Genomic DNA, 23,772 nt, shown 5'->3' on the forward strand with positions numbered 1-23,772 from the left:
GGTGGTTCGACGACTCCACGTTCCCCAGGAGCAACAGCTCGCGCCATCCCTCAACGGGACAGGCAGGGTTCAGGTTAGTTGTCGACACCCGGCGGGTCGTACCGCCGATTCGGGTCACGGGCGGATTGACTTCGGGGGCCGCCGTTGCCGCTGGCGGAAGCAGCGGACGCACCGGCCGAGGAGGACGTGACCACCCGGCCGTGGACGGGACGATCCCGTCCCCGACCGGGCAGCGGTCATGAATTGCGCAGGAACCGCTCCAACACCCGCACACCGAACTTCAACGCGTCCACCGGCACCCGCTCATCCACCCCGTGGAACAACGCGGAGAAGTCCAGATCCGCGGGCAGCTTCAACGGCGCGAACCCGAAGTTCCGAATCCCCAACTGCTGGAACGACTTCGCGTCCGTCCCCCCGGACAGCATGTAGGGAAGCACCTTCGCGCCGGGGTCCTCCGCCGTGATCGACGCCGCCATCGCGTCCACCAGCGCCCCGTCGAACGTCGTCTCCACCGGCGGCAGCCCCACCCACTCCCGCTCCACGTCCGGCCCCAGCAGCTCCGCCAACTCCCGGTCGAACGCCTCTTCCCGACCAGGCAGGATCCGACAGTCCACAGTGGCCTGCGCCACCGACGGGATCACGTTCGCCTTGTACCCGGCCGACAACATCGTCGGGTTCGCCGTGTCGCGCAGCGTCGCCCCGATCATCCGCGACAGGGCACCCAGCTTCCCCACCGCCCCCTCGATGTCCTCCTCGGGGAAGTCCCACCCGGTGATCTCCGTGACCCCGTCCAGGAACTCCCGCACCGACGGCCGGATCACCAGCGGGAACCGGTGGTTCCCCAACTTCGTCACGGCCTCGGCCAACTTCGCCACCGCGTTGTCCCGATGGATCATCGACCCATGACCAGCGGTCCCGCGCACCCGCAACGTCAACCACCGAATCCCCTTCTCGGCGGTCTCGATCAGGTACGCGCGAGCGTCGTCCTTCAACGTGACCGAGAAGCCCCCCACCTCACTGATCGCCTCGGTCACCCCCTCGAACAGCTCCGGCCGGTTCTCCACCAGCCACTTCGCCCCGAAGAACCCGCCCGCCTCCTCATCCGCCAGGAACGCGAACACGATGTCCCGCGGCGGCACGACCCCGTCCCGCTTGAACCGCCGAGCCACCGCCAAGGACATCGCCACCATGTCCTTCATGTCGACAGCCCCACGCCCCCACACGTACCCGTCCTGGACGGCCCCCGAGAACGGATGCACGGACCACTCGGACGGGTCAGCGGGCACCACGTCCAAGTGCCCATGCACCAACAACGCCCCCCGCTCCCGATCAGCCCCCGCCAACCGGGCGATCACATTCCCCCGCCCCTTGGCCCCCGACTCCACGTACGTCGTCTCGTACCCCACCTCAGCGAGCTTCTCCGCCACCCACTCAGCCGCCGCCCGCTCCCCGACCACGGTCGAGGGATCACCCGTGTTCGTCGTGTCGATCCGAATCAACTCACTGGCCAACTCCACGACCTCGTCCTGCGCCACCAGCAGCCCCGCACCATCTCCCATGTCACTCACGCAGCCTTCCTACCACCGCTTCCACCCCCAACGCCCCTCCAAACACCCCCCGATTTTGGCCTGCGGGAACGATCATGTAATCTATGCACACACCACGGCGAAAGCCGAAGGACCGGGTGGCGGAATGGCAGACGCGCTAGCTTGAGGTGCTAGTGCCCTAACGGGCGTGGGGGTTCAAGTCCCCCCTCGGTCACGCGCAGCTGGGAAATTTCCCAAGCAAGAAGAGTCATGTCAGGGCCCTGGCGGGCACGCGGAGTAGTCGCGTGCCCGCCAGGGCTTGTCGTGGTTGGTCGGGCGTCGCGGGCGGTGGTCGGCCGTGACCACTGAGTCGATCATTCCTTCGCTCGTCCACCCGGTTCGGCACCCGGTCACGTCCGCAGCACGGTCGGAGCAAGTCTCAGGGCTCCCGTTGCCTCGCCTGGCGGTGCTACCGCACGAACGGCCGATGCTCTATGGGATGGCCACGCTCGACAACGGTGGTCGGGTCTGCGAGCGCCGGATCATGCAGGCCTTGGACTGGCGGCCGAATCAACGTCTCGATGTCAGCCTGGTCCAGGACGCCATCCTGATGCGGCCCGCTCCGCGCGGAGCGGGCCGCGTGCAGTCGGGACGGCGGGCATCGATACCGGCTCCGATCCGGCACTGGTGTCTGCTCTCGCCGGGTGACCGAGTGCTCCTGGTCGCCGACCTCGAACGCGATGTGCTGGTGGTGCACAGCATGACCACGCTCGATCGTCTGGTCCTGGCTCACCACGCGAGCGTGCTCGGCGGTGATCACGCATGAGTGACACACCGCCGGATCGTGGCACCCTCGACGCGGCGAGAATGCTGCTGGAACGTCTCGGTGTCACGGTCGAGGACCTGCTCGCTGAACCAGCCGCCGAGTCCAAGGCACCGACGTTCGCCGAGTTCATGCCGACGGTCACCGCGACCCTGAGCCCCGGTTCGCAACGGGTCTACGGTACGTACCTGAATCGGGCGGTGGAGGCGTGGGGTGACCGTCCTTTGGACACGATCGTGCCGTCCGATATCGCGGTGCTGGCTCAGCGGATCCGGGTCGAGCGCATCGTGCGGCGGACAGATCGGGGCGGGTCGGGTGCGGTGGAGCACTTGGTCGGTGCGTTGCGCTACTTCTACAAGTGCGCGGTCAATGACAAGCACCTCACCGACTCACGCAATCCGGCCAAGCAGGTGCCCAAGCCTCGTCGTAAACCGTCCACGCGGCGAGGTTTGCCCGACGAGCAGGTTGCCGAACTGGTTGCTGCAGCTGCCGCGGGCGGTGACGATCCGGCGTTGGACGCGTTGATGATGCGCTTCCACATCGAGACCGCCTGCCGTCGCGGCGGGTTGCTGTCGTTGCAGCCGCGGGATCTCGACCCGAAGTTGTGTCTGGTGAAACTGCGGGAGAAGGCCGAGACCCAGCGTTGGCAGCCGGTGTCGCCGACGTTGATGGTCCACCTGTTGGCGCATGTCGAGAGCAGGGGAGGAGCCAACGGCAATGGGGTGTTTCGTCACCCGAACGGAAAGCCGATCACCAAGCGGCGCTACGAACAGATCTGGGAGCGGCTGGGCAAGACGCTGCCGTGGGTGGCTACCCAGATGGTGACTGCGCACTGGCTGCGTCACACGACGCTCACGTGGGTGGAGCGCAATTTCAGTCACGCGGTGGCGCAGGCTTACGCCGGGCACGCCGGGCCAGGTGATGGCAACAGCACGGCCAACTACGTGAAAGCGACGTTGCAGGAGGTCGCGAAGGCGTTGGCGGAACTGTCGGAGGAAGCACACCCATTGGCTTCCTAGCGTCGGGTTTCTCCGTGGATCTGGTGGAGTCGAAGCGCCATGTCGGGCAGCGACTCCACCAGGCACGCGACATGACGTGGTTCTGGCCGATCGGGGACGCGTCCCGGCCAGTGCGATCAAGACATCCGAGGCTTCGTACTGATCGTTCGCTCGTAGGCGCGACGAGAACCGGGCCTTCGCGGCCACAGAGAGCGTCGTCGACATGGGGAACCGGCTGGCCGTACGCCGACAGGATTCGAACCTGCGACCTCGGGATTAGAAGGCCGGTGGTTCGAGCCCTCCGGGGCTCCTACCAGGATCTATGGTCTCAACTTCTCCTCCAGGAGGCTGCCACAGACCCATGAATTCCAGCAGTTTCTGCCACGACTCATGCCACGCAGCCCACGAGGCCGTTCAAGGGCTCTGACCTGCTGCGGAGAACAGTAACCCTAGGCGGAGCCCCGGCGAGGCGTCGCGCTGGCTCCGGTTGGTGCTGAGTCAACGGGGGCATTGGACATCGGAACTCTGCGAGTGCCTACCACCATGAGCGGCGCAAGCACTCGTCCGGTTGGCATCGAACTCCGTGCTCGTGGTCTTCGCGGCGAAGACGCGCAAGTCGGGAGGTTCCCGTTCGCGGGGTCTCTTGCCAACCAGCCGCCGGGCGCAGCCTCGGTCGGCATGTACTGGGGCGAAGCAGATGCATTCGTCCGTCTGTTACGAGATACTCCAACCTTCCTGGTCGCGCCCTCATCAGCGAGACAAGCGCGTTCAGTCCCAGTTGCTCGAGCAGAAGGATGCGGAAACTTCGTGGCATTTCAGCGTCGGAGCGGCAGCGGCCCAGTCAGCCAAGCTGACGACCCCGAGCAGTTGTATCGCCTGCTCGCCCGGTCGAACACCGGCCCTGATTCGGTCTGGGGTCATCAGTCGAAGGTCCTGGAGAAGTGGCATCTTGAGAACTACTCCGAATCTGATGTGGCGATTGAGCTTCCAACCGGCGCGGGGAAGACGTTGGTCGGAGGGCTGATCGGCGAGTTCCTTCGACGTAAGGAGGACAGTCGGGTCGCATACCTTTGCCCCACCAAGCAGCTCGCGCGGCAGACAGCCAACCGGCTCGCCGAATACGGAATCCCGCAGGTTCTCCTGACTGGCCGAGTTTCGACTTGGAACCAGGCTAATCGGGCCCAGTTTGAATCCGGGCGCGCAATCGCCGTCAGCGTGTACAGCCATATCTTCAACTCAAACCCTGGACTGGCCGGTGCCGACCTGCTGGTCTTGGACGATGCCCACGCGGCAGAAGGTTATGTGGCTGCACCGTGGAGCCTGGGTATCTCTCGCTCGGATCATGAGAGTGCTTATAGAGACATGTTGTCGGTACTTTTGCCAGCCTTGGACCCTCTGGTTTGCCAGCGACTTGCTGCTTACACTCCGGATAGTCAATTCCTGTCCAATGTCTACCTTGCATCGCCTCTCGGTGTTGCCGCTCAGTCCGCCGAACTTGAAACTGCCTTGAGTGGCGCGGTCGCGATGGGAAAGCTCGACAAGGGGGCAATTTATGCATGGAGGCTCATCGAGGGTCGAGTGGCAAGGTGCATGGTCTACATTTCATACCATCAAATCCTTATTCGACCGTTGATCTCGCCCACCTTCCAGCATTCCGCGTTCAGTGAACCCGGACGAAGGCTCTATATGAGCGCAACTCTAGGTGCTGGTGGCGAACTGGAGCGCAGCTTCGGTCGTCGGAAGATAAAACGTATTCCTGTTCCTTTCGGATGGGACAAGGAAGGCACTGGGCGTCGATTTTTTGCTTTTCCTGAATTGGCCGAAGATCTCGCCTCCGACAACCAAAAGCTCGCCCCTTTCGTCGCTGGCGTTATCGCCAAGGCAGGCCGCGCCGTTGTTTTGACGCCTGACAGTCGAACTGCCGATCTCTTCCGGGCAAGCTTCCTTCCGTCCGGCTACCTTACGCTCACAGCGAAAGAGGTGGAGGACGACCTCACTCGGTTCACTTCTCAGGCAGCCGCCGCCCTCGTACTGAACAATCGTTACGACGGCATCGACCTCCCCGACGATCAATGCCGCCTAGTGGTTCTCATGGGGCTCCCCGCAAAGGGAGATCTTCAAGAGCGCTTTCTCCACAGCTCTTTGGGGGCGGTTGAAGTCCTTCTTGAACGTATGAGGGCTCGGATCCAGCAGGGAAGCGGCCGGGCTACGCGGAACATCCGTGACCACGCCGCCGTGCTGATCTTGGGGCGCGACCTGACCTCGTACCTGACACGCCGCGAGACACAAGCGGCTATGCATCCTGAAATCCACGCTGAACTCGAATTCGGTGTCGATACCAGCTTGGGCTTCGACTCGACCTCCATGCTGGAGAATCTCCGCGTCTTCGCCGAACATGCAGAGGCTTGGAAGGCCGTGGACGACGACATCGTCGCCGCTCGCGAAACGTACAGTCGCGAAGACGCTCCTGGTGTAGCTGACCTGCAGCGAGCAGTCCGACATGAGGTCGTTGCCGCTGAAGCCATCTGGTCCGGGGACCAGAACTTCGCGCTCGATGCCATCAGAACTGTCTTGGATAAACTCCGCGGTGACCGCACGCCGAAACGATACGGGTCGTTGTGGAGCTATTTGGGTTTTGGTATCGCTGTTCAATTGGCCAACCAGACTGGTGACTCCAGCTTTCGGGAAACGGCGGACATCTATTACCGGGAGACATGGAAGAATAGTCAGGGAACCACCTGGCTATCCCATCTTGCGGCCCCGATCGAGCGCGATTCCGCGCCCGAGCCGTCGGAGCTTGCTCTCGCTGATGAAATCGCTATGCGCAACATCCTCGCGGCTACTGATCTGGCGCGCATCGAGGCTTTCGAGGAAATCATGAAAGCGCGTGTCGGACTGGAGGGGGCTGAATACACGGCATACGAAGCCGGACTTGTCCACCTTGGCAGATTAGCCGGTGCCGAACCCAGCTATGGCAACGCGGAGGATGAAGGTGACGCCCTCCCGGATGCTGTGTGGATCTTCGGCGAGGCTCAGTGGGTGCTATGGGAAGCAAAGAGTCAAGCGAAGGACACCGGACAGATCGGTGCTGATCAGGTCCGGCAAGCCGGGGCGCATCTGCGAACAGCCGAGAAGGAGCAAGGAAAGGCGGCGCCAGGCGACTCGGTGTGCCTGCTCGTATCGCCTAAGACTAAAGTGCATGCTAGTGCTCACGCGGTTGCCGAGGAAAATGTTTACTGGATTCGACCTGCTGAGGTGCTCGACTTGTTCGATCGTCTTGCGCGCGCTTGGCAGAAGAGTCGAGCTCGAGGTCTGGCGACACTGTCAGTTCCCGAACTTGCATCCATTTTCAAAGCCGAGCAGGCTTTGCCGTCTCAATGGCTTCCAATTCTCAGGAGTGGCCCGCTTTGGAAAAAGCCTGAGTCCTGAAGTAATTTCACGCCCCGGAATGCGCTGGGACGTGCGATCCGTCGGTGGTGCACATGCTTCACATGTGCACCACCCATCCGGCTCGACGTTCTTCAGCGGTGTCACCAGTGCGACCAGGCCCGGTGAGGTCCACCGAGCACCATGTGCAGCTCCCGCCGTACACGAAGTCTTCCCGACACTCACTTGGGTGATGGACTGTCAAAGCGTGCCGATCGGAACCGGTGCGTCGCCCACGACAGGGCCTCGTGCAACGGCAGAATGATGACCGTGCGGATCTCCTGGGACGAACTGGCCGAATCACCGAAGAAGGCCGAGCAGTTGTTCGACCTGATCGTGCACGCCGAATACGGCAGCAACCGGGTGCGCACGATCAACGGCTCCGGAGGCGACGGCGGCCGCGATGCCTGGATCGAGGACATCCGCCGCGTGGTGGAGTTCAAGAGCTGGACAAAACTGGGTGCATCCCAGCGCGCGCAGGTCGTCCGCTCGCTGAAGCGAGCCATCGAAACGGACGCAGACATCGTTTCATGGTTACTCGTCGCGCCGGTGCACCCGACGCCGAAGGACTTGCAGTGGTTCAACAGCTTGAAAGGCCGCTACCGCAGCTCGTTCGAGATGGTGTTCCTCGACGTGCGCTGGCTGGAGTTGAAGCTGGCCGAGCGTCCTGACATCGCCCGCTACATGTTGACCACCCCGCACCAAGAGGTGATCGACATGCAGCGTGAACTGGGGCAGGAGCAGGCTGGCCTGCTTGGCGGGGTGCCCGATCTGCTCAAGCGTCTGGACGTACTGAGTAGCCGGTCCGATGAGCTGTCACCGATCTGGGGTCTGGACTTCGCCTCCCGCGGTGGACGGAACGAGGTGTTCGTGCGTCTCAAGCCGGGCAGCCCGCCTCAGCGTATCGAGGTCCATCTCGACGTCGAGGAAGACGACCCTGCGGGCCCTGCCATGACCGAAGCCATCACCACCGCGCTGCACTACGGCAGCGGCACGGTCATCGAACCCGGCCACATCAACCGCGTCGACAACGAGGCAATCACCGCGCTCAACCTCCCGTGGGAGCAGGTGGCGATGGTGCTGCCCGATCAGCGTGTCACCGCCGGGTTCCCACGTGCGGCCACACTGCGTGCCCGCACCGGCGACGGTACGTCTGGGCGTCCGCTGCACCTGACCCTGCACTACGCCACCGAGGGCATCCGCGGCATGTACGTGCACGGCACCGACTCCACGGGCATGTTGCGGCTGCGCTTGCGGGTCGACCGCCCCGACGACAACGCTCCGGAACTGGGCTCGAACGTCGGGATGCTGCTGCAGTACGGACCCAACGACGCCCTGCACGCGGCTTCGGTCGACCCCGAAGCGTTGCTGCGCACCGTCACTGTCCTGGATTCCCTGGACCAGGCGCCCAGCATGGTCTTGGTGCTGGACACCGAGCAGATCGACTTGGATGCCCAGACCCGCGAACCCACCGGGCACTTCGCGCCGATCGTCCGCACCTTGCAGGACTTCGTCATCGTGCGCGACGCGCTCGACGTGGTTCTCCCGCTGCCTGTCCGCTGGACGCGCCGCGACGAACGCAACATCGCCATCCTGGCTGGCCTGCTCCGCGGCGACGAGGTGCCCATGCCCCTAAGCACTACGGTGTGCCACCAGATCAGCACTGCAGAGGAAGCCCGGCTCTACATGGACCTCCTCGAGACCGGGTACGGCGGGCGGATCGACTTCGAGATGGTCGGCTTGACGCTGTCGATCGGAGAGGCGTCAGTGCCGGTGGACCCGCTCTACGTCGCGTTCTCTCGAGCACGGATCACCAACGCCACCGAGGTCACCGCGAAGTTGGCTGCTAAGAAAAAGAAGGTTCCGGTTGACATCGCCCCGGCACCCGGCTCAGCCGTCCTAGGGCGTAGGACGCCGTTCCCCAGCCCCAGTCCCAGTCGGGACGGCGGGCTGGCGACACCTTCGAACTGAACCGGGCAGGACAGGCGCTTGGGTTGCCCGACGAGAACGCTCCGGTGCGCCGGGCTAGTCGCCCGGCGGTGGCGTACAACGGTCCCGCGACGAGATCGAACTCGATGAAAGTAGTAATGGGCGTGGACAGATCGCCTCTCTGAGGGTGAGGTTAGGTCCGGGCGAAGATGTCGCTCTCACCGTATGGGAGAGAGCGCTTGGTGTGGACCGGGCCGTTGTCCCCGCCGAGGCGCTTGTCGGACTCGGGGTTTGGGCTGTCGTGACCAGTCTCGATGACGAGCAGGGGGCACGGCTTACCGGACACCCCCTCGACACAACAACAAGCAGATCGGCGATGTCCTCAGGGGCGTCGCCGCGCGGCGAATCGCGAGCCAAGTCCAACCACCCTGCGGCTCCTCCTAAAGTGCTGAAGATGGTGCGGGAACCGCGGCAGCGGATGCACCTGTCGGGGTTCCGTTTGGTCGGTACCGCAGTCGGCACGATCATGATGACCGCGCTGACCCTGCCGCTGGTGAACCTGCTAGGCGGTGGCAGCGCGCACCGCGATCCTGTTTGCAGTACTGAGCAGCGGCCTGCTGCTGGTCACCTACCGCAACGGCCGGGAGCGCTACGCGATCACGCAGCATCACCGTGCAACTCGACCCGACCCGGCGCGTTGACCCGCTTGGGCACGCCGTCGGTAAGGGCCTTGACCAGCGGCGTCACGTCGTCACCGGTCGTCCGTCACCACGGGGTCACGGCGCGGGCCAGGCGTCCGTTCTCGTAGACCAGGGCCAGCGACAGGCCGTCCAGCTTCGGCATGACCACCACGGGCTGGCCTGAGAAGCGGGCGAAGAACGCCGTGACCTGCTCGGGCTTGGTGGCCTTCTCCAGTGACAGCATCGGCCGCGAGTGCCGGACCGGCGCGTGCAGCACCGCCGGGGCACCGACCTGGTCGAGGGGGGTTCGGGTCGGGCGCGAGGTCGGGGTTGGCCTCGATCAGACCGCGCAGCTCGTCCTCGATCGCGTCGTACTCGGCGTCGGCGACCGACGGCGACCCGCGATAGTAGGCGTCGCGCAGCACGACGATACGGTCGGCGAGTTCCTGGATGCGGTGCGCAGCGTTCACGGTCCACAAACTACCTGCGCCGATCACGAAAGCCTGGGCTCCAGCGAGGTCTCGGGCCACGACCGCGGCGCCGGTCCGAATGTACGCCGGGCGGCCTGGACGGCCATGACGGCGACGATGGCGTTGGCGACGCCGCCGATCGCCGCGCTGATACCGATCGGGACTACCTGGCCGAGCACGATGACACCCTGCTTGGTGCCGTACTTGGTGATGAAGTTCGTGGACAGACCCCTGTTGAGCTGGCGCAGCGTTGCGGGGGACACCTTGCTGACAAGCTGTCGGCCCCAGTGCTGACTGGTGCGTCCGGCAACCTGGCCGAAAGCCGTGGAGCCGTATTCGCCGATCAGGACCACCATGACGAGCGTCTGGCGGCGTTCGATCTCGTCCAGCCGGACTCCGTGAACCTCGGCGATCGAGAGCACGAACAAGGTGCTCAGCTTGAGCGAGGAGAAGAACTCGCCCGCCGACAGCGCCAACGCGATTCCGGTGCCGACAGCGCCCCCAGCCATGACGCCCCTGCCCGTCAAGGCGCTGACGTACATCCGCTCCAGGGTGCGGACGACCTCCGCCGGTGTTGCCTCCGGGTTGCGCTGACGGGCGCGGGCGATGTGTTTGCCGACCAGCGGTACCTGCAGACTGATGGCTTTGTCCATCAGGTCGAGGATCGGCTGACCCCGACCGCTCGCCGCGGGCGCCGATTCTACGAAGGCGTCAGAGACCACACCGAGCTCCCTAGGTCGTCACTTTCCGCGCCAGTCTCGCACCCGAGCGGTCTCGACCGTTCATAGCCCGTGTCCTCGGCGACGCTGGTCGAACAGGTGCCAACCCTGCTGGAAGGTGAGCAGCGTGACGTCGGCGATGTCCAGGAGTTCCTTCTCGGATATCGACAGCCGGACCCAGACCCTCTTGTCGTCGATCGGGGCGACCCGGCTGTGCTCAGACAACGGCAGCACCGGCCACTGGCGTCCGTGGGAGATCCCACTGCACATACTCCACAGGACTCTGTTGGTCGCCTTGTCGAGCAGCGCGTTTTCCTCGGCCGCAAGGTCGACGATCTGTCCGAAGCCGATGGTGCGGCCGGCAATGGCACTGACCTGATCGTCGGAAAGGCCACGGGTACGGGCCAGGGCGAGTAGGTGCATGCGGCGGTCGTCCTTGGACCGCACTGGTGTGTGTTTGATCAACTCGAACGCGGCATACTGGTCGACGATGTTGGCCCATTCCCAGCGCAGGCGGCGGATGATGCGCTCGTCGCGGTTGGAGGGGGCGAGCAGCCACACCGCGACGGAGGCATTTTCCAGGGCGCAGCGCAGCAGCGTGTAAGGGGCTCGGATGTAGAGGACCTTGGCCTCGAAAAGCATGGAACGCAGAGCGTCGAGATGATCTGCGGCGGCCAACAGCATGGAAGTCACCGTGCTGGAGGTGGCCAGATCACCCAAGGCCTTGTCGTCGGAGGCCAGACTGCTGGTGGGGTCGACGGTGGAGCTGTGCTCCACGTCGAAGGCACGCTCCAGCGACGGATTAGCGCGTGTGAACAATGTGTTGAACACCCGCAACACCGACTGGTCGACCTGGCTGTCTCCTGGCGGACTTTCGCCCATGGTGGACTTCCTGACGTTTCGGAGCGCCGGGATAAACCGGCATGGAGAAGGGGATGGAAGAGCCCTACATCGAAGGAGTAGCGATCCACGGTGGCCCCGAGTCATGCGTTGGCGTCCGTGAGGGCGACGGCGAAGCGTTGACAGGGGTACGTGCAGGCCGGGCTATTGAGCCGCGAAATCAAGGAGATCGGGGTGCCGACGTCGTCGAAACGGGCGGAAGGCAACATCGCTGGTGGCGCTATGCGCGAGTCGCCAGGGGACCCCGCGCGGTCGGAGAACCTGTGCATGTACGGAATCTCCATGCGCGAGAACCGGGAGATCCCACGCTCGCCCGCCGGTGTGATGGCCGGGCGGGCCGTTCAGGGAACGCTGAGGCGGTAAGCCTGAGATGAACGAGCGTGGGAAGTCTGACAGCCCCGTAGTACCTGCGAAGCCGCCGAACAAGACCGTGGACGCGGTTGCGGAGGTGGTGGAGGAAAGGGGGTTGGCCAAGGGGAATACGACCAGACCGACACGTCCCGGACACAGCGCCGGACCAGGCGTGCCACACGGGCTGGATCGTGTGCGCGAAGCAGCACGAAGGAACAAGGACGCGCGGTTCACCGCGCTGCTGCACCACGTCGACCTGGATCGCCTTCGAGCCGCCTATTGGGCGATACGCCCACAGGCGGCGCCGGGGGTGGACGGGGTGACGTGGGATGCCTACGGGCAGGATTTGGAGGCGAACCTCCGGGACCTGCACGCACGGGTGCACAGCGGCGCTTACCGGGCGAGTCCGTCACGGCGGGTGTACATCCCGAAAGCGGACGGGCGGCAGCGACCGCTCGGTATCGCGACGGTGGAGGACAAGATCCTCCAACGAGCCGTCGTCGAGGTGCTCAACGCCGTCTACGAGGTGGACTTCCTGGGTTTCTCCTACGGTTTCCGGCCGGGCCGCGGCCCGCATCACGCGTTGGACGCGCTCGTGGTCGGGATCTCGCGGAAGAAGGTGAACTGGGTGCTCGACGCGGATATCCGCGAGTTCTTCACCAATCTTGATCATCGCTGGTTGGTGAGGTTCCTTGAGCACCGGATCGCGGATCAGCGGGTCCTGCGGCTCATCCGTAAGTGGTTGAGCGCGGGGGTCGTCGAGGACGGGAAGATGTCGGAGACCTCGGAGGGAGCACCGCAGGGGGCATCGGCGTCGCCGTTGCTCGCTAACGTCTACCTCCACTACGTCTTCGATCTGTGGGCTCGGTGGTGGAGGAACCGCTACGCGCGTGGTGACATGATCATCGTGCGTTTCGCGGACGACTCCACTGTGGGGTTCGAGTTTCAGGAGGACGCGCAACGATTCCTGGCTGATCTTCGTGAGCGGTTCGCGAGGTTCGGTTTGGGGTTGCATCCCGACAAGACGCGGCTGATCGAGTTCGGTCGGCACGCCGCCCGAGCCCGTGTGGCGCGGGGTGTCGGGAAGCCTGAGACGTTCGACTTCCTTGGCTTCACGCACATCTGCGGGAAGACGAGGACCGGGCGGTTCTGGCTGAAGCGCAAGACCATCTCGAAACGGATGCGGGCGAAGCTGGTCGAGGTCAAAGACCACCTCCGGCGAAGTCGGCACCTGCCCATCCCGGAACAAGGGCGTTGGTTGGGAAGCGTGATTCGCGGATATCTCGCCTACTACGCCGTGCCCGGCAACACCGACGCCGTGGCGGCCTTTCGCACCCAGGCGAGGAGGCATTGGCACAGGTCGCTCCGGCGTCGCAGCCAACGCACTCGCCTCAACTGGACGCGGATGCGCCGTCTCGAGACTCGATGGCTACCACCCGCCCGCGTGAAGCATCCTTTCCCTGAAAGGCGCTTTGATGCCAGAACCCGAGGCAGGAGCCCAGTGCGTTAGCAGCGCACGCTGGGATCTGCGCGGGGGGCCGCCCGCGAGGGCGGTCCCTACCGCGATCAAGGTTCTATCGTAGTAACTGTTCTAGAGCGATGCGCGGCATTTTCAGTCCTGTGTGGACGTTACACGGCACTGGCAATACCCCGGCATCGTCCCGTCTGCGCATGATCACTGACAGAGTGCATCCTGATTACCGGCTCCAATCACCCCGCTGTCCGTTCCACGCGATGTCGACTGAGGCCTGGGTGTCTGACCAGGGCGCCAACGGCACCTGCTCCCTCTGGACCCACGGACTGCGCCCTGCTCTGCCCCGTCGATCACTTTCCACGCCTTTACTGTAAGACGGCTACCTGGACCGACCTCGACGACACTAACCGCACCGGCGGCTACACCTCCATCAGCACCAAGCCGGCACCTGCTCCCGCCGAGGCGGAGGCGGGATCACGCTGCTGGGCTGGTGACCACCGCATCGTCATTTGTCGTGGCCAGCGAGGACGGCTACGGGATCGGCGTCGAATTCCTGGTTTCAGTAGTGCCGGCGTACGTGCTTGCGCAGGAAGATGAACCGCCGCGTTGTGGTCGTCAGGTTGGTGTAGACGGCGGCGGGTGCGTCAGCCTCGACGAGCAGGTTGAGGACAAACAGCCAGTAGGCCGCCTCGGACATCTCGTACAACTCCGCGGCGCTCTGGTGCAGTGGCACGGGGTCGCCGTGGCCGATGCTGTTGCGCAACTTCACCATGCGCTTGGACCAGCGTGCGACAGCATCGCCGTCTCCCACCAGCGACTCGAACGACGCCCCGGTGTTGCTGGCGAGCCGCTCCAGGCGTTCACGCAGGGAGAGGCCGTCCCCGTGTTGCTGCTTGTCGAGGCCTTCGAGCGCCGCCACCCTGGTGAAGAACGAGTCCTGCACAGTCGGTGCCGTGTCGTAGAGCGGCCGAATGATCTGGCGGGTGAGTGCGCGGTGGTTGCGCACCGCTTCGAGGAAGCGCCGCAGCCCGTCCCCACGACCCAACTGGCCGTAAGTGAACGCCGCCCGGTTGCTATCCAACTGCCTGCGGTTCGGGTCTGCCTGGGCACGCCACTGCTGGTGCACTTCGACAGCCAACCGCCGAGACCCGTCCGACATGAGCAGGTCGGGGTGGCTGAACGTGACGTCCTCGAACGCCACAACGCGGTCCGCGGCGACGGTGACTGCGGCCAGCAGGTCGAACGCGTGCTCCAAGGCCGCATCCAGTTCGACCGGAGCGTCGAATTCGAACTGCGGTGTGGCCGTGCTCCGTATCTGAGTCAACCCCATGTTGAAAGAGTGGGCTAGTCCGTGAATCAGGTTGAGCCGGGCGCCGTTGCCCAGGTCGATGTCCTCGCTGTGTCGCTTGACGATCGGGATGTTGCCGCCCGCCAACTCCTCAGGCTTGAAGCCCAGTTCGGGCGCACCGTCCAGCACCCAAAGCATCAGGTCGCTGATCCGGGTGACCAGCCGATCCGCTTCGACCGCCTCACCGCTCTCGTAGTACACCTTGTTCAGCAGCTTGCCCACTGCGAACCGCTGGCGCCGCTGAAAGGGATTCAGGAATTCCAGGCGGCAGTCGTCCAGGGTCAGGCCGCCGTGGATGCTCTCGCCCAGGATGCGGTTGTAGTCCGGGCGTGGGTTGTCGAAGTCGTCGATGCCCTCGAAACTGTCGAGTAGCGTCAGCGAGCCTCCCGCCGTCGGCGAGAAGGTCACCCATCCTGGGACCTTGTGGTCTGGGTCGGTGGGCAACCAGAACTTCCCGTCCAACTGCACCTCTGCCATCGCTGTCACTCCTGTCGGGCCGTATTGAGCAGAACAGGCCAGTATAGCGCTGTCCAAGCTCACCAATTGCCTCCACCAGGTGTACGGCAACGGGTTTGTCTGGTACGGCTCAAGTCGCATCGCGGACCAGGAACGTTGTCTGCCCAGACCCCGTCCTGAGGATCTTGGCCGCGGTCGCCGCGGCCGTTGGACTACCCCGGATGTCAACCGCCCGAACTGGTAGATGCGTTGCGGTCAAACGCGGCGGCGCCTGTCCTGCTGGACAGGATGCACGCGGGTGCCCGTTCCCGGCTGGCCCCCTCCAGTCAACTTCAGCGACGTGGCCGCTGTGGTCTCGGAAGCGCTGATACCACGCTCGCCACCCGCCACCGCCGTGGTCCGGCTCAACCGGGGCAGGAAGGGTCAGCGCGGTTCGTCGATGACCGCAACGACGGCACCCAGGCGGTGCGAGGCCAGCGATATGGGACAGGCCCTCACCGGGGGTGGTCGCGGCCCCGCTAGCGTAGGTGTGACGCCGAAGCTGTCCACCAGGGTAACTGGCGATGATCATCGCGTTCTATGCGTGCAGTGTGTCGAGGATGTTCAGCGCGAGTAGGTGAAGATGACCGGTCTGGCCGGTCAGCGGATCGACCGCCCACGATGACGCCCGCTGTTTGCCCTCGGCGATCTCTTTCACGTACTCGGCGACGGTGCCGTCGAAGTGCCCGCTGAGCCATAGCAGTCGTATCGCGATGCCGACCGCGGCGTCAGACAGGTGCGGGATTTGTTGTGCAAGCTCCGCGGCGAGTGAGTGGTCGCGTCGAAGCCGGTAAGCCAGCGGATGATGAATATAGCCGGAATAGTTGTCACTGCGAGTGACGATGCGGGTGATTTCCAGGGCCAAATCCACGAATTGCTGCGCGTCTGAGGTCGTCGCTGTTGCCAGTTCAGTCCACTCGGGAAAGGTGCGCCAAGGTAGCCCTGCCTCAGGGCGTGCGGTGGCGGCCAGCATCATGGCCAGCAGGTCGTGGTCGGGACGCAGTCGCGCGAGTGCGGCCAAGACACCGTAGCTGGGTATTAGCATAGAGTCTGTGTCCGCGTTGACAATCTTGTATTTCTCGAACTGGGCGAGTTGCTTATTCAGCCACTGTTCAGTGCGCGGGTCGGTGCCGAACTGCTCGGTCAGAACGTGAAGTGCCGTCCACGCTTGCTCGATGTCGTGGTAAGACCACGCATTCGCTCGAACCAGCAGATTGGTAGTCGCTACCCAGCTATCCGAATTGGTCAGTCGTATGCGCTGTAGGTAGCTGACCGCCTGGGCTGTTCCGGCCAGTTCTGGGCGATCCGCGAGCAAGGTGAGGAGATCGGTTCGAATGTCGGGATAATCATGTGCCACGGCAAGAATATTTTGGAAAAACTCTTGATCGGAGCTATTATCGAAGCCGAACCGCGTGGCGAAGTTAGATCCCAGTGCCGTCTTTGTGTCGGCCCAGAAACGGCACACGTACCGGTAGAACGGCTGTGTGTCACCGCCATGGCCATGCTGAATTTGTACCGGTCGGCCGTCGCTGTGTTCGCGCATGTCCGTCAAAACATCCAAGCGACCCAGTTCGGCCAGTGCGCAGAAGGCGGCGCCTCGACGCTCGTCGAGATCGGGGCCGATCGCGCGGGCTTGCTCGGTAAAGTTGGCCAGCGCCTCGGCGGTCGGTGATTGTGATTCGACCAGGCGCCGCGCGAACGCCGTGGCCGCGAGCATCTTGACGGTAGCGTCGGGTTCGGCGTCGTAGCCGCCGAGAAGAATGGTTGCCGTGCCGTCGGAGATCGGGGCATTCGCCAGCGCTTCGATCAGTCGGCCACGCAAGGGCGGACTCACACAGCCGAACTGGGCGGCAAGATTGTGACGCAGATCGGGTTCGTCTCGTGCTCCGTAGACAATCGCGGCCAATGGGGTGTCGTGCGCGTTCAACCGGGCCGCGGCACGATCACGGACCAAGCGGTGATGCATGAACCCTTCAAAAAGAGCTCTTTCAGTGCTGCCCTGGAGTCTGAGTTTCTGGTCCGCAAGCGCCTGCTGCACAAGTGCTTCCACGCGGGGATCCGCTCGATCGATGCCGCGATTCACAATGCCTTCGAGGGCGCGTACCACAGAGACGGCGTCCATGGCCGTGGGAGCCAACGCTTCCAAGTGGGTCAGCGCTTCCTCGGGGTCGGTGATGATGTCAGACAGACGGGCGATGAGGCCGTCGTTTCGATGTGTCGTGCTGCCGGAATCAAGTTGGTCCAGCAAGATGGCGTGGACCTCGGGGTCGTTGGGCCAGCCTTCTAGCAGCGCGCGCACGATCCAGCCGATTCCCCAGCGATCGTCGCGACGAAGGCGGGTCAGCAGCCGATCACGCACAGACGGCGTTCTGGCCACGAGCGAACAGAAGTACGTGCCTCGCTGACCGAGAGATGACCTCAGCAGTTCGTTGAGGAACCCCTCGACTGCGGACACCATCTCGGGGTCGTCGCTGTATGCCTCGGCGATCTGGGGCCATGGCACACGCTCGATCAACAGGTTCGGACTGTCCGGAAACAGTGTGCGGGCGGGGGAGAGGTACCGCTGAAAGTACTGGCGCGTCTCGGCTCTGAGTGGATAGCCCTTGAATAGCAGAAAGGTCGCGGGGCTGTTTCGCCGATGATGCGGGCGGTCGACGGCGGGGTCCGCCTCACGCAGGTAGTGCTCAAAGATCACCTGATCGTCCGGGTAATGTTCGAACATCAGCTCCATGATCGAATCCGACCAGGCCGAGAGTTGGGGAGCCCCGTCCAGAAGCGTGATCAGGGCGTCACGGTTGGCCTCGGTCGTGTTCCCCCGGCGCAAGTCAGCGCCCACACAGGCATGCCGGACCGCGAAGTGTGGATGTGAGCTGCCAGTGGCGATCAGTGAGTCCAACGCCGGATGAGCTGGTGCGCACAGCGACAATGCCTCAGTGGCCGCCGCCCGGCGGCCGGGCAGCCGAGTGATGCAGGCGAGATCGGCCAGTCGACCTGCGACGGTGTCGTCGCCCGCGAACTTGGTGCCGAGTAGTCGGCCCGCGAGGCGCTGCACGTCGTCCTCGTCGGCATGCAACGCGTGCCAGAGCACGGTATGCAACACGTCGTCGGCAGGCCATGTGGACGCGGCGCGCAACGCCGCCCCCCAGGTCTCGCGCGGGTAGGCGTGCAGCCACGTTCCGAATCGCGTCGACAGTTCGCCGCGCACTTCACGGCGGGACAAGCCGGTGACGAGCCGGTCGAGCAGAGCGGCACGGTGTGCCTCGCGCTCACCTGTCTCGACCACTGCGACGACCCGCTCAAGCAGGCGGCGTCGCATCGGCGCGTCGACTGAACCGGCCCCGACCGCCACCTCGGCGGCGAGCAGATCTGTCGCCTCGCGCAGCAGCGGATTGTTCGCCGCGCCGACGTCGAGCCGGGCGAACATCTCGACGATTTCGGGTGGTCGGGTGATACCGCGGATCATGAACCGCACGACCTGGGACCAACGTCGATCAGTCAAGTGATCGACAGCCACCTGCATCACCTGGTCGCCGGACAGGGTCAGCAGCCGTTGCGCGGTGAGGAACTCCAACACCGAGCGGTGGAAGAACTGGGTCTCGTCCGGGGCGGGCCGGATCATCAGACCGACTCCGGGGCTCAGGGCATTGACCAGCGCTTGTGCTGTCGCGTGAGCCTCGGGGGCCGGATAGCCGATCTCGTCGACAAGCGTGGATCGAAAAGTGGCCCGCAGGTTGTCGTCGGACATCGTGATCGTGGCGGTCCGGTGCATCTTTTCGGCGGCCGCTCCGCTCACTCGATGAATGTCACCGTTGGAGGGAAATACATCTCTCGTGCCGGACGTGACGATCTTGCGTTGTCGATGTTCGCCCACCATACGGTCGATGACATCGTCCAGTACCGCGTGGAGATCCTCCGGGAATTCGGTTCGCTGTTCCTTGCTGCGCAGCAGCAACGACAAGAACAGGGGAAGGTCAGCGAGTTCACGCAAGTGCGGCGAGGACTCGATCTCGGCGGACCATCGTGCTGCCTCCTGTGGCAACGCGGACTCCTCGATCACAGGGGTCAGCCACTTCGTGACGAAACTCAGGCGTTGCGCACGGTCCAGTGGCGCGAGCGTCGACATCCGCCACCCGTCCGGGTCCAGCGGCAGCTCAGCGGAACTGAACGGCCGTGACGACGCCAACACCCTGGCGCGCTTGGTGTCGGCGAACACCTCCAGCCTGTCGATGCAGAGCCGGGCGGCATCGGGCGTCGCCCACTCATCGAGGCCATCGACGACGAGCAGGACACGCTCGTCGTGAAGGGCCTTCTCGATCAGTGGCCAAAGACCCTCATGGTCATAGGCGGAAAGCCACTCACGAACGCCATCCAGGACGCTGATCGAGCGGGCGTTCTTGCTCGCCGCGGAGGTCCAGAACGCGAACGGGAACCACACGGGCAATACGTCCTGAAAGTGGTCTACTCCGGCGGTGAACCGGGGCTCATCGCAGAACAGGTCCAGTACCAGCATGCGCAGCAAGGCGCTCTTTCCTGCGCCTGGCGCTCCCACCACCAAGTGCCGCTCGCCGGTGGACAGCCAATCGGTGACGCCCACCCGGTTGCTGTGCACTGAGGAGTAGGCCCGGACAGGAGCAGCTACGGCCCTGGGATCACGCAACCCACCGAGAACGTCGGGGAAGTAGCTGTCACGGCGTGACGATGTCGCCAGGTCTGGCACCATCGCACCGCCAGGCGTCGGTGCCGTGGACATCTGTAGGTCGTCGCTGACGACGATGTCCGGTAGAACGAACCGTGCATCGAGCGGGACATTGCGTTGCGGCCCATGCATACCATGCTCGAACCGGCCGAACACTGTCCGATATAGAGAGCCGAACTGCTGGCGAAACTCGACCACTTCGGCGGCGTCGAGACGAGTACCCAGAGCAACTGCAGCGTCGTTGCCGACGAAGACCCTGACCGCCTCACGACCGAAGAAGTCATCGACCAGCCGCGGCTGATCCTTGAGCAAAGCGCAGAGCTCGGTCTGATCCCACACCGTGAACGTGATGCCCTTGCTGGTGAGCCGCGGGCGCTCCTCCTCGATACGAGCCGTGACCTGGGTACGTTCGAGTCTGTCTGTGACAGCCAACACGAACTCGTCAGCCTTCGCCGCCCACTCGCCGTTGAGAAAGGTGTCCACCGCGCTCGTGACTTCGCCAGGCGTGAACGTGTCCGTACTACGTTTGCACTGGACGACCAGGTAGGTGCCGTCTCGCTTCCGGGCATACAGGTCGATGCCGCCTTGCGATTGCCCCTCCACGCCGAAAATCCGGACCTGCTCAACCGTCCCATGCAGCCGAGTCAGGCGGTAACACAGCCGTTCGAAGTCCTTTGCGCCCAGAGAACGCAACGCCAGCAGTTGAGGTCGCATAACCGAAGGGGTCTCACCACATGCCTGCGGCGGAGTCATCAGGTAGGAGAGGTTAGCTGCCTTCAACGGCTCACTGGTCACCACGCAATTATCGCACTAATGCAGCAGCAGATGGCTGCTGGCCGCGCTGTGCAGGATCGGTGCTTATCTGCTTTTGGTACGGGTTCGACAGCACTTGGCTCGGCGATCACCAGCGGTATCGTCGCAGCTGCTGGCGCCACGGCGGTTTCGACATGCTGATCGGCGGATGATCGCTGGCCGTCTTGTCCTGCTGGTTGTGCCAGCGAGGACTGCCCGCTGACGAGTGCACCGCGAGCTGCCGCCAGCAACTCGTGCGCCGCCTCACCCCGCCCACTACTGACCTGTCCTGACCAAAGGACACTAGCCGCGCCCTGACGAGGAAGACGGCGAATACGGCCCAGCACTCGATCTACGGCTCAGGACGCCCGTGAGGGCGGGCGGCCCGTATAGCTTGGCGGGATCGGGTGCGCCTGCGCCGAGCACGACACCACAAAGCCAGGTAGCGCAACCCTGCCACTATGGCGGTCTCAGTTCCTCCGCACTTTCGTGCGCGGGCATCATTGTCCGCCGAGAGTGTGCGGTGGCCGCGTTCACTCCGCTGGTCGAGTCAGGGCGAACGACAGATGGGTGGCATTGATGTGGTCCCAATTGACCAAGATCGTCATACGTGCGTGTGATGGAACAACGGACAGGTCGACTTCGCCCACGGATGTGTCTTTTCCGCGTCGCAGCACCGTGACATCACCTGAGGAGGTCAACGACATCAGGCCTGGACGAACATTATCGCCATCTTCCCTGCAGTCTTCTGCAAGGCGATCGATCGTCGTATTCATTTCCGTCTTCTGACGATCCTCGAACAGTCCAATCAGCGTGGAAGCGACGGGTGCCGCTGCCTGCAGTTCCTGTTTACGCGTCCACTCTGCTGCCAAGGTCAGAACGTCGCTAGGACGCGGTACGGTTGTGGCGATACGCCATACTTCGACACCGACGCCCATATCGTGCACAAGCACGCCCAAGTCGACAAGCAGATCTGCCAGCTGCCGTGTCGTTACGGGAATGGCCCTGCCGGAATCGGCCATGACCGTTTCAAAGAAATTCTGATTCTGTCGGTCGAGTTCATTCTGCTCGGATTGAACATCTGCCGGAATATCGTCGTATTCTTCGTCATCCAGCCAGGAAATTCGATCATCGGGTCCGGAAGACAAGGCATCGTGGCCGAGGACGGTCTCCAGATCTCCGGTGATCCCGCGGGTTGTTGCCTTGGCCATCGCATGGAGCAGGCCGGACGGGGGCAGCAAACGTGACCATCCATGGGCGTCTACTGTGGTCAGTACCTGCAGCCATGAGCTAGGTGAGGTATTTGGCGGCGATGAGGCGATCATGGACCACTCCAGGGATTTCGAGTCGAAAGTTCACAGTAACCGGCTAATCGGTCGGTGGCAGGCTTCCGGCATAGGCCACGCTGCCGTATCGCTCGATCAGGTGACACAGTACGGTCCCTGATAACGACTCTGATTGCAGCATCGGCAAATGCCCGCGATCGGACGTCGATTCGAATCATGCGTCAGACGGCGCCTGACTGTTAATGGTTCACTGGCGATGAACGATTGCGGAGAAGTCAAAGTTATCGTCCTGTTTCCAGTCTTTGTCGCAATGCGTCAGGATTTGCCAGTATGTCAAGCAGGTAAAAATACCCAAGCAAGCCGAGATCATGAGGGAATGAACCATCATGATGCGCCAGGAGGACATTTTCCAAATTTCCTTGAGTTTCAAACTTTTTCCCGTGGCCATGAGTGGCGTTTCTCAGTACCTTAATATACTCGGCCGCCGCTTTATCTAGGCCGATCTCGACAATGTCGCCCTTCTTGGACCTGTATTCAAGCGTCGATTTGCCCAGTTGGCGTTGAATGAAGAATCCATCTTGAATCTTTTCAAGGGCGACAACTGCCCGCTCGGCACTCGGTAGTAGAATCTTGGCCGCCGCTGGCAGCATCGATCCGCGCAAATTTTCCAATTTCTTCCGAACCTTGTCAATCGAGACGATATCCTCGATATTCAAGTTGATGATCCGCGAGGCCGTGTCTAGCACCGAAAATAGCAACACGCGCCGAGCGTGTACATCTCGGTGTGTACCTTGAATTGAACTCACTCGCCGAAACATTTGCTCTATTGTCAAAATCCAGCGCAGATGCTTCGATGGATCGTAGATATTTTGCCCATCGACGAATACGGTTGGGTCGGTCAAGATGCCGAAGAGATGATTGAGTCGCGTGGCCCACCAGTCCAAAGCTTCTTGCCCTGCCAAAGGACTTAGCTTCGGAGTGGATACTGTCTCGATTGACTCCTGGATCGGTAGCAGGTTCAGCAGTTCAACCGCTTGAGCCTCAACCCCGACAAGCGGCTGGCCAAGGCTATGAACGACTACACCGGCCTCGCGATGGGCGCCAATACTCCAAATAGCTGGCGTCAGGGCGCCAAGTAGAGGGGAGAGATAGGCATCAAAGAGAATGACGCCCTCATGCAGATGTGCGGACGACGCAAATACGGAATCTCCCGTATCGGTGAGCTGCTTGATCGCGCTAATATCACCTGATTTCAATTGCTCATCATGCTCAATCCGGAGAAATACGCCAATCAGCTTGACGCGGCGAACTAGTAGTTGCAGTCGTCGCACCACGTGGACGGATGCGTGAGGAAATACCAAGGTTTCCTCTTCGAGGAATGTGGTTTCAAGCAGAGCTTGGTGAATTCCTTCGATCACTTCTGCCACTTCGGTGCCGACTGCTGTCAACAGTTGCAACTGCCAGAGAGCAAATGAGTCGACCGGCGCCTTCGTTCGTTCAGCGCGGAGCCGCCTGCTTTCGAGCACGACCTCTTCACGTTCTGATCGACCCGTACGAAGGACCTCAGCTGATACAAACTGCGAGATGAGATCGAATCGATTTCTCTTTTGACGTGCGCCAGCGATATGGTCTACCTTGACTAGGTCCGGATGTCTCTGATAGTAGCTCTCAGTCGTACGGATCTCCCATAGTCCGTTCGTCTTGTCGACCAAGCGTCCGCGGAACCCTGCCTCTGTGATCAGCTTGGATGGATCGCCGCCCCACGACCAGGAGGGCATTCGAATGAGCGCAAAACGGGGCTGATTTCCTGCGGTACTCACCTACGAAGAGTAGGCTATCGCCTAGGCCAGGCTCGCCGT

The 23,772-nt window shown here is 63.1% G+C and carries 13 protein-coding genes, 1 tRNA gene and 1 pseudogene; 7 read left to right on the top strand and 8 right to left on the bottom strand.

Going from position 1 to position 23,772, the window contains the following annotated elements; translation table 11 throughout:
• Positions 1–236: 236 nt before the first annotated feature.
• A complete protein-coding gene (locus RM788_RS42180; protein WP_315934893.1) occupies positions 237–1,559 on the bottom strand; it encodes a M20/M25/M40 family metallo-hydrolase in 1,323 nt (440 codons plus the stop codon).
• 119 nt (positions 1,560–1,678) lie between these two features.
• Here RM788_RS42180 and RM788_RS42185 point away from each other — a divergent pair.
• The 6 genes from RM788_RS42185 to RM788_RS42210 all read left to right on the top strand — a co-directional run bounded on the left by RM788_RS42185 (position 1,679) and on the right by RM788_RS42210 (position 9,403).
• Positions 1,679–1,761: transfer RNA gene (locus RM788_RS42185), tRNA-Leu, on the top strand.
• A gap of 264 nt (positions 1,762–2,025) precedes the next feature.
• On the top strand, positions 2,026–2,352 hold the full coding sequence (locus RM788_RS42190; RefSeq protein ID WP_315925853.1) for an AbrB/MazE/SpoVT family DNA-binding domain-containing protein: 327 nt from the start codon (positions 2,026–2,028) through the stop codon (positions 2,350–2,352).
• Entirely contained in the window at positions 2,349–3,368 is a 1,020-nt protein-coding gene (locus RM788_RS42195; RefSeq protein ID WP_315925855.1) for a tyrosine-type recombinase/integrase, read from the top strand. Before RM788_RS42190 ends, RM788_RS42195 begins: the two co-directional genes overlap by 4 nt.
• A gap of 786 nt (positions 3,369–4,154) precedes the next feature.
• Complete coding sequence (locus RM788_RS42200; protein ID WP_315925857.1) at positions 4,155–6,776, top strand: DEAD/DEAH box helicase; 2,622 nt, start codon at positions 4,155–4,157, stop codon at positions 6,774–6,776.
• Positions 6,777–7,043: 267 nt separating this feature from the next.
• Positions 7,044–8,744, top strand: coding sequence for a hypothetical protein (locus RM788_RS42205; RefSeq protein WP_315925859.1), 1,701 nt, complete (start codon positions 7,044–7,046; stop codon positions 8,742–8,744).
• A 527-nt stretch (positions 8,745–9,271) separates the two neighbouring features.
• On the top strand, positions 9,272–9,403 hold the full coding sequence (locus tag RM788_RS42210) for a hypothetical protein (protein WP_315934994.1): 132 nt from the start codon (positions 9,272–9,274) through the stop codon (positions 9,401–9,403).
• Here RM788_RS42210 and RM788_RS42215 read toward each other — a convergent pair.
• The 3 genes and pseudogenes from RM788_RS42215 to RM788_RS42225 all read right to left on the bottom strand — a co-directional run.
• Positions 9,366–9,852: pseudogene (locus RM788_RS42215) on the bottom strand (NAD-dependent DNA ligase LigA); the annotation flags it as partial. The gene RM788_RS42210 and the pseudogene RM788_RS42215 sit on opposite strands and share 38 nt — an antisense overlap.
• A 23-nt stretch (positions 9,853–9,875) precedes the next feature.
• Positions 9,876–10,574 carry a hypothetical protein gene (locus RM788_RS42220; protein WP_315925861.1) on the bottom strand — a complete coding sequence of 233 codons (699 nt, stop codon included), beginning with the start codon at positions 10,572–10,574 and terminating at the stop codon, positions 9,876–9,878.
• Between the two features lie 60 nt (positions 10,575–10,634).
• A complete protein-coding gene (locus tag RM788_RS42225) occupies positions 10,635–11,453 on the bottom strand; it encodes a hypothetical protein (RefSeq protein ID WP_315925863.1) in 819 nt (272 codons plus the stop codon).
• Between the two features lie 562 nt (positions 11,454–12,015).
• Here RM788_RS42225 and ltrA point away from each other — a divergent pair.
• Positions 12,016–13,332: a group II intron reverse transcriptase/maturase gene (gene ltrA / locus RM788_RS42230; RefSeq protein ID WP_315925865.1), complete on the top strand. Its 1,317-nt coding sequence runs from the start codon at positions 12,016–12,018 to the stop codon at positions 13,330–13,332.
• A gap of 523 nt (positions 13,333–13,855) precedes the next feature.
• Here the strand turns inward: ltrA and RM788_RS42235 are convergent.
• From RM788_RS42235 to RM788_RS42250, 4 genes are all read right to left on the bottom strand, one after another.
• Complete coding sequence (locus tag RM788_RS42235; protein ID WP_315925867.1) at positions 13,856–15,121, bottom strand: ApeA N-terminal domain 1-containing protein; 1,266 nt, start codon at positions 15,119–15,121, stop codon at positions 13,856–13,858.
• A 556-nt stretch (positions 15,122–15,677) separates the two neighbouring features.
• Positions 15,678–20,630: an NACHT domain-containing protein gene (locus RM788_RS42240; RefSeq protein ID WP_315925869.1), complete on the bottom strand. Its 4,953-nt coding sequence runs from the start codon at positions 20,628–20,630 to the stop codon at positions 15,678–15,680.
• A gap of 530 nt (positions 20,631–21,160) precedes the next feature.
• Entirely contained in the window at positions 21,161–21,952 is a 792-nt protein-coding gene (locus tag RM788_RS42245) for a DUF6042 family protein (protein WP_315925871.1), read from the bottom strand.
• 242 nt (positions 21,953–22,194) lie between these two features.
• A complete protein-coding gene (locus tag RM788_RS42250; RefSeq protein WP_315925873.1) occupies positions 22,195–23,733 on the bottom strand; it encodes a hypothetical protein in 1,539 nt (512 codons plus the stop codon).
• Between the last annotated feature and the right edge of the window lie 39 nt (positions 23,734–23,772).

It is taken from the genome of Umezawaea sp. Da 62-37 (genome assembly GCF_032460545.1).
GTDB lineage: Bacteria > Actinomycetota > Actinomycetes > Mycobacteriales > Pseudonocardiaceae > Umezawaea.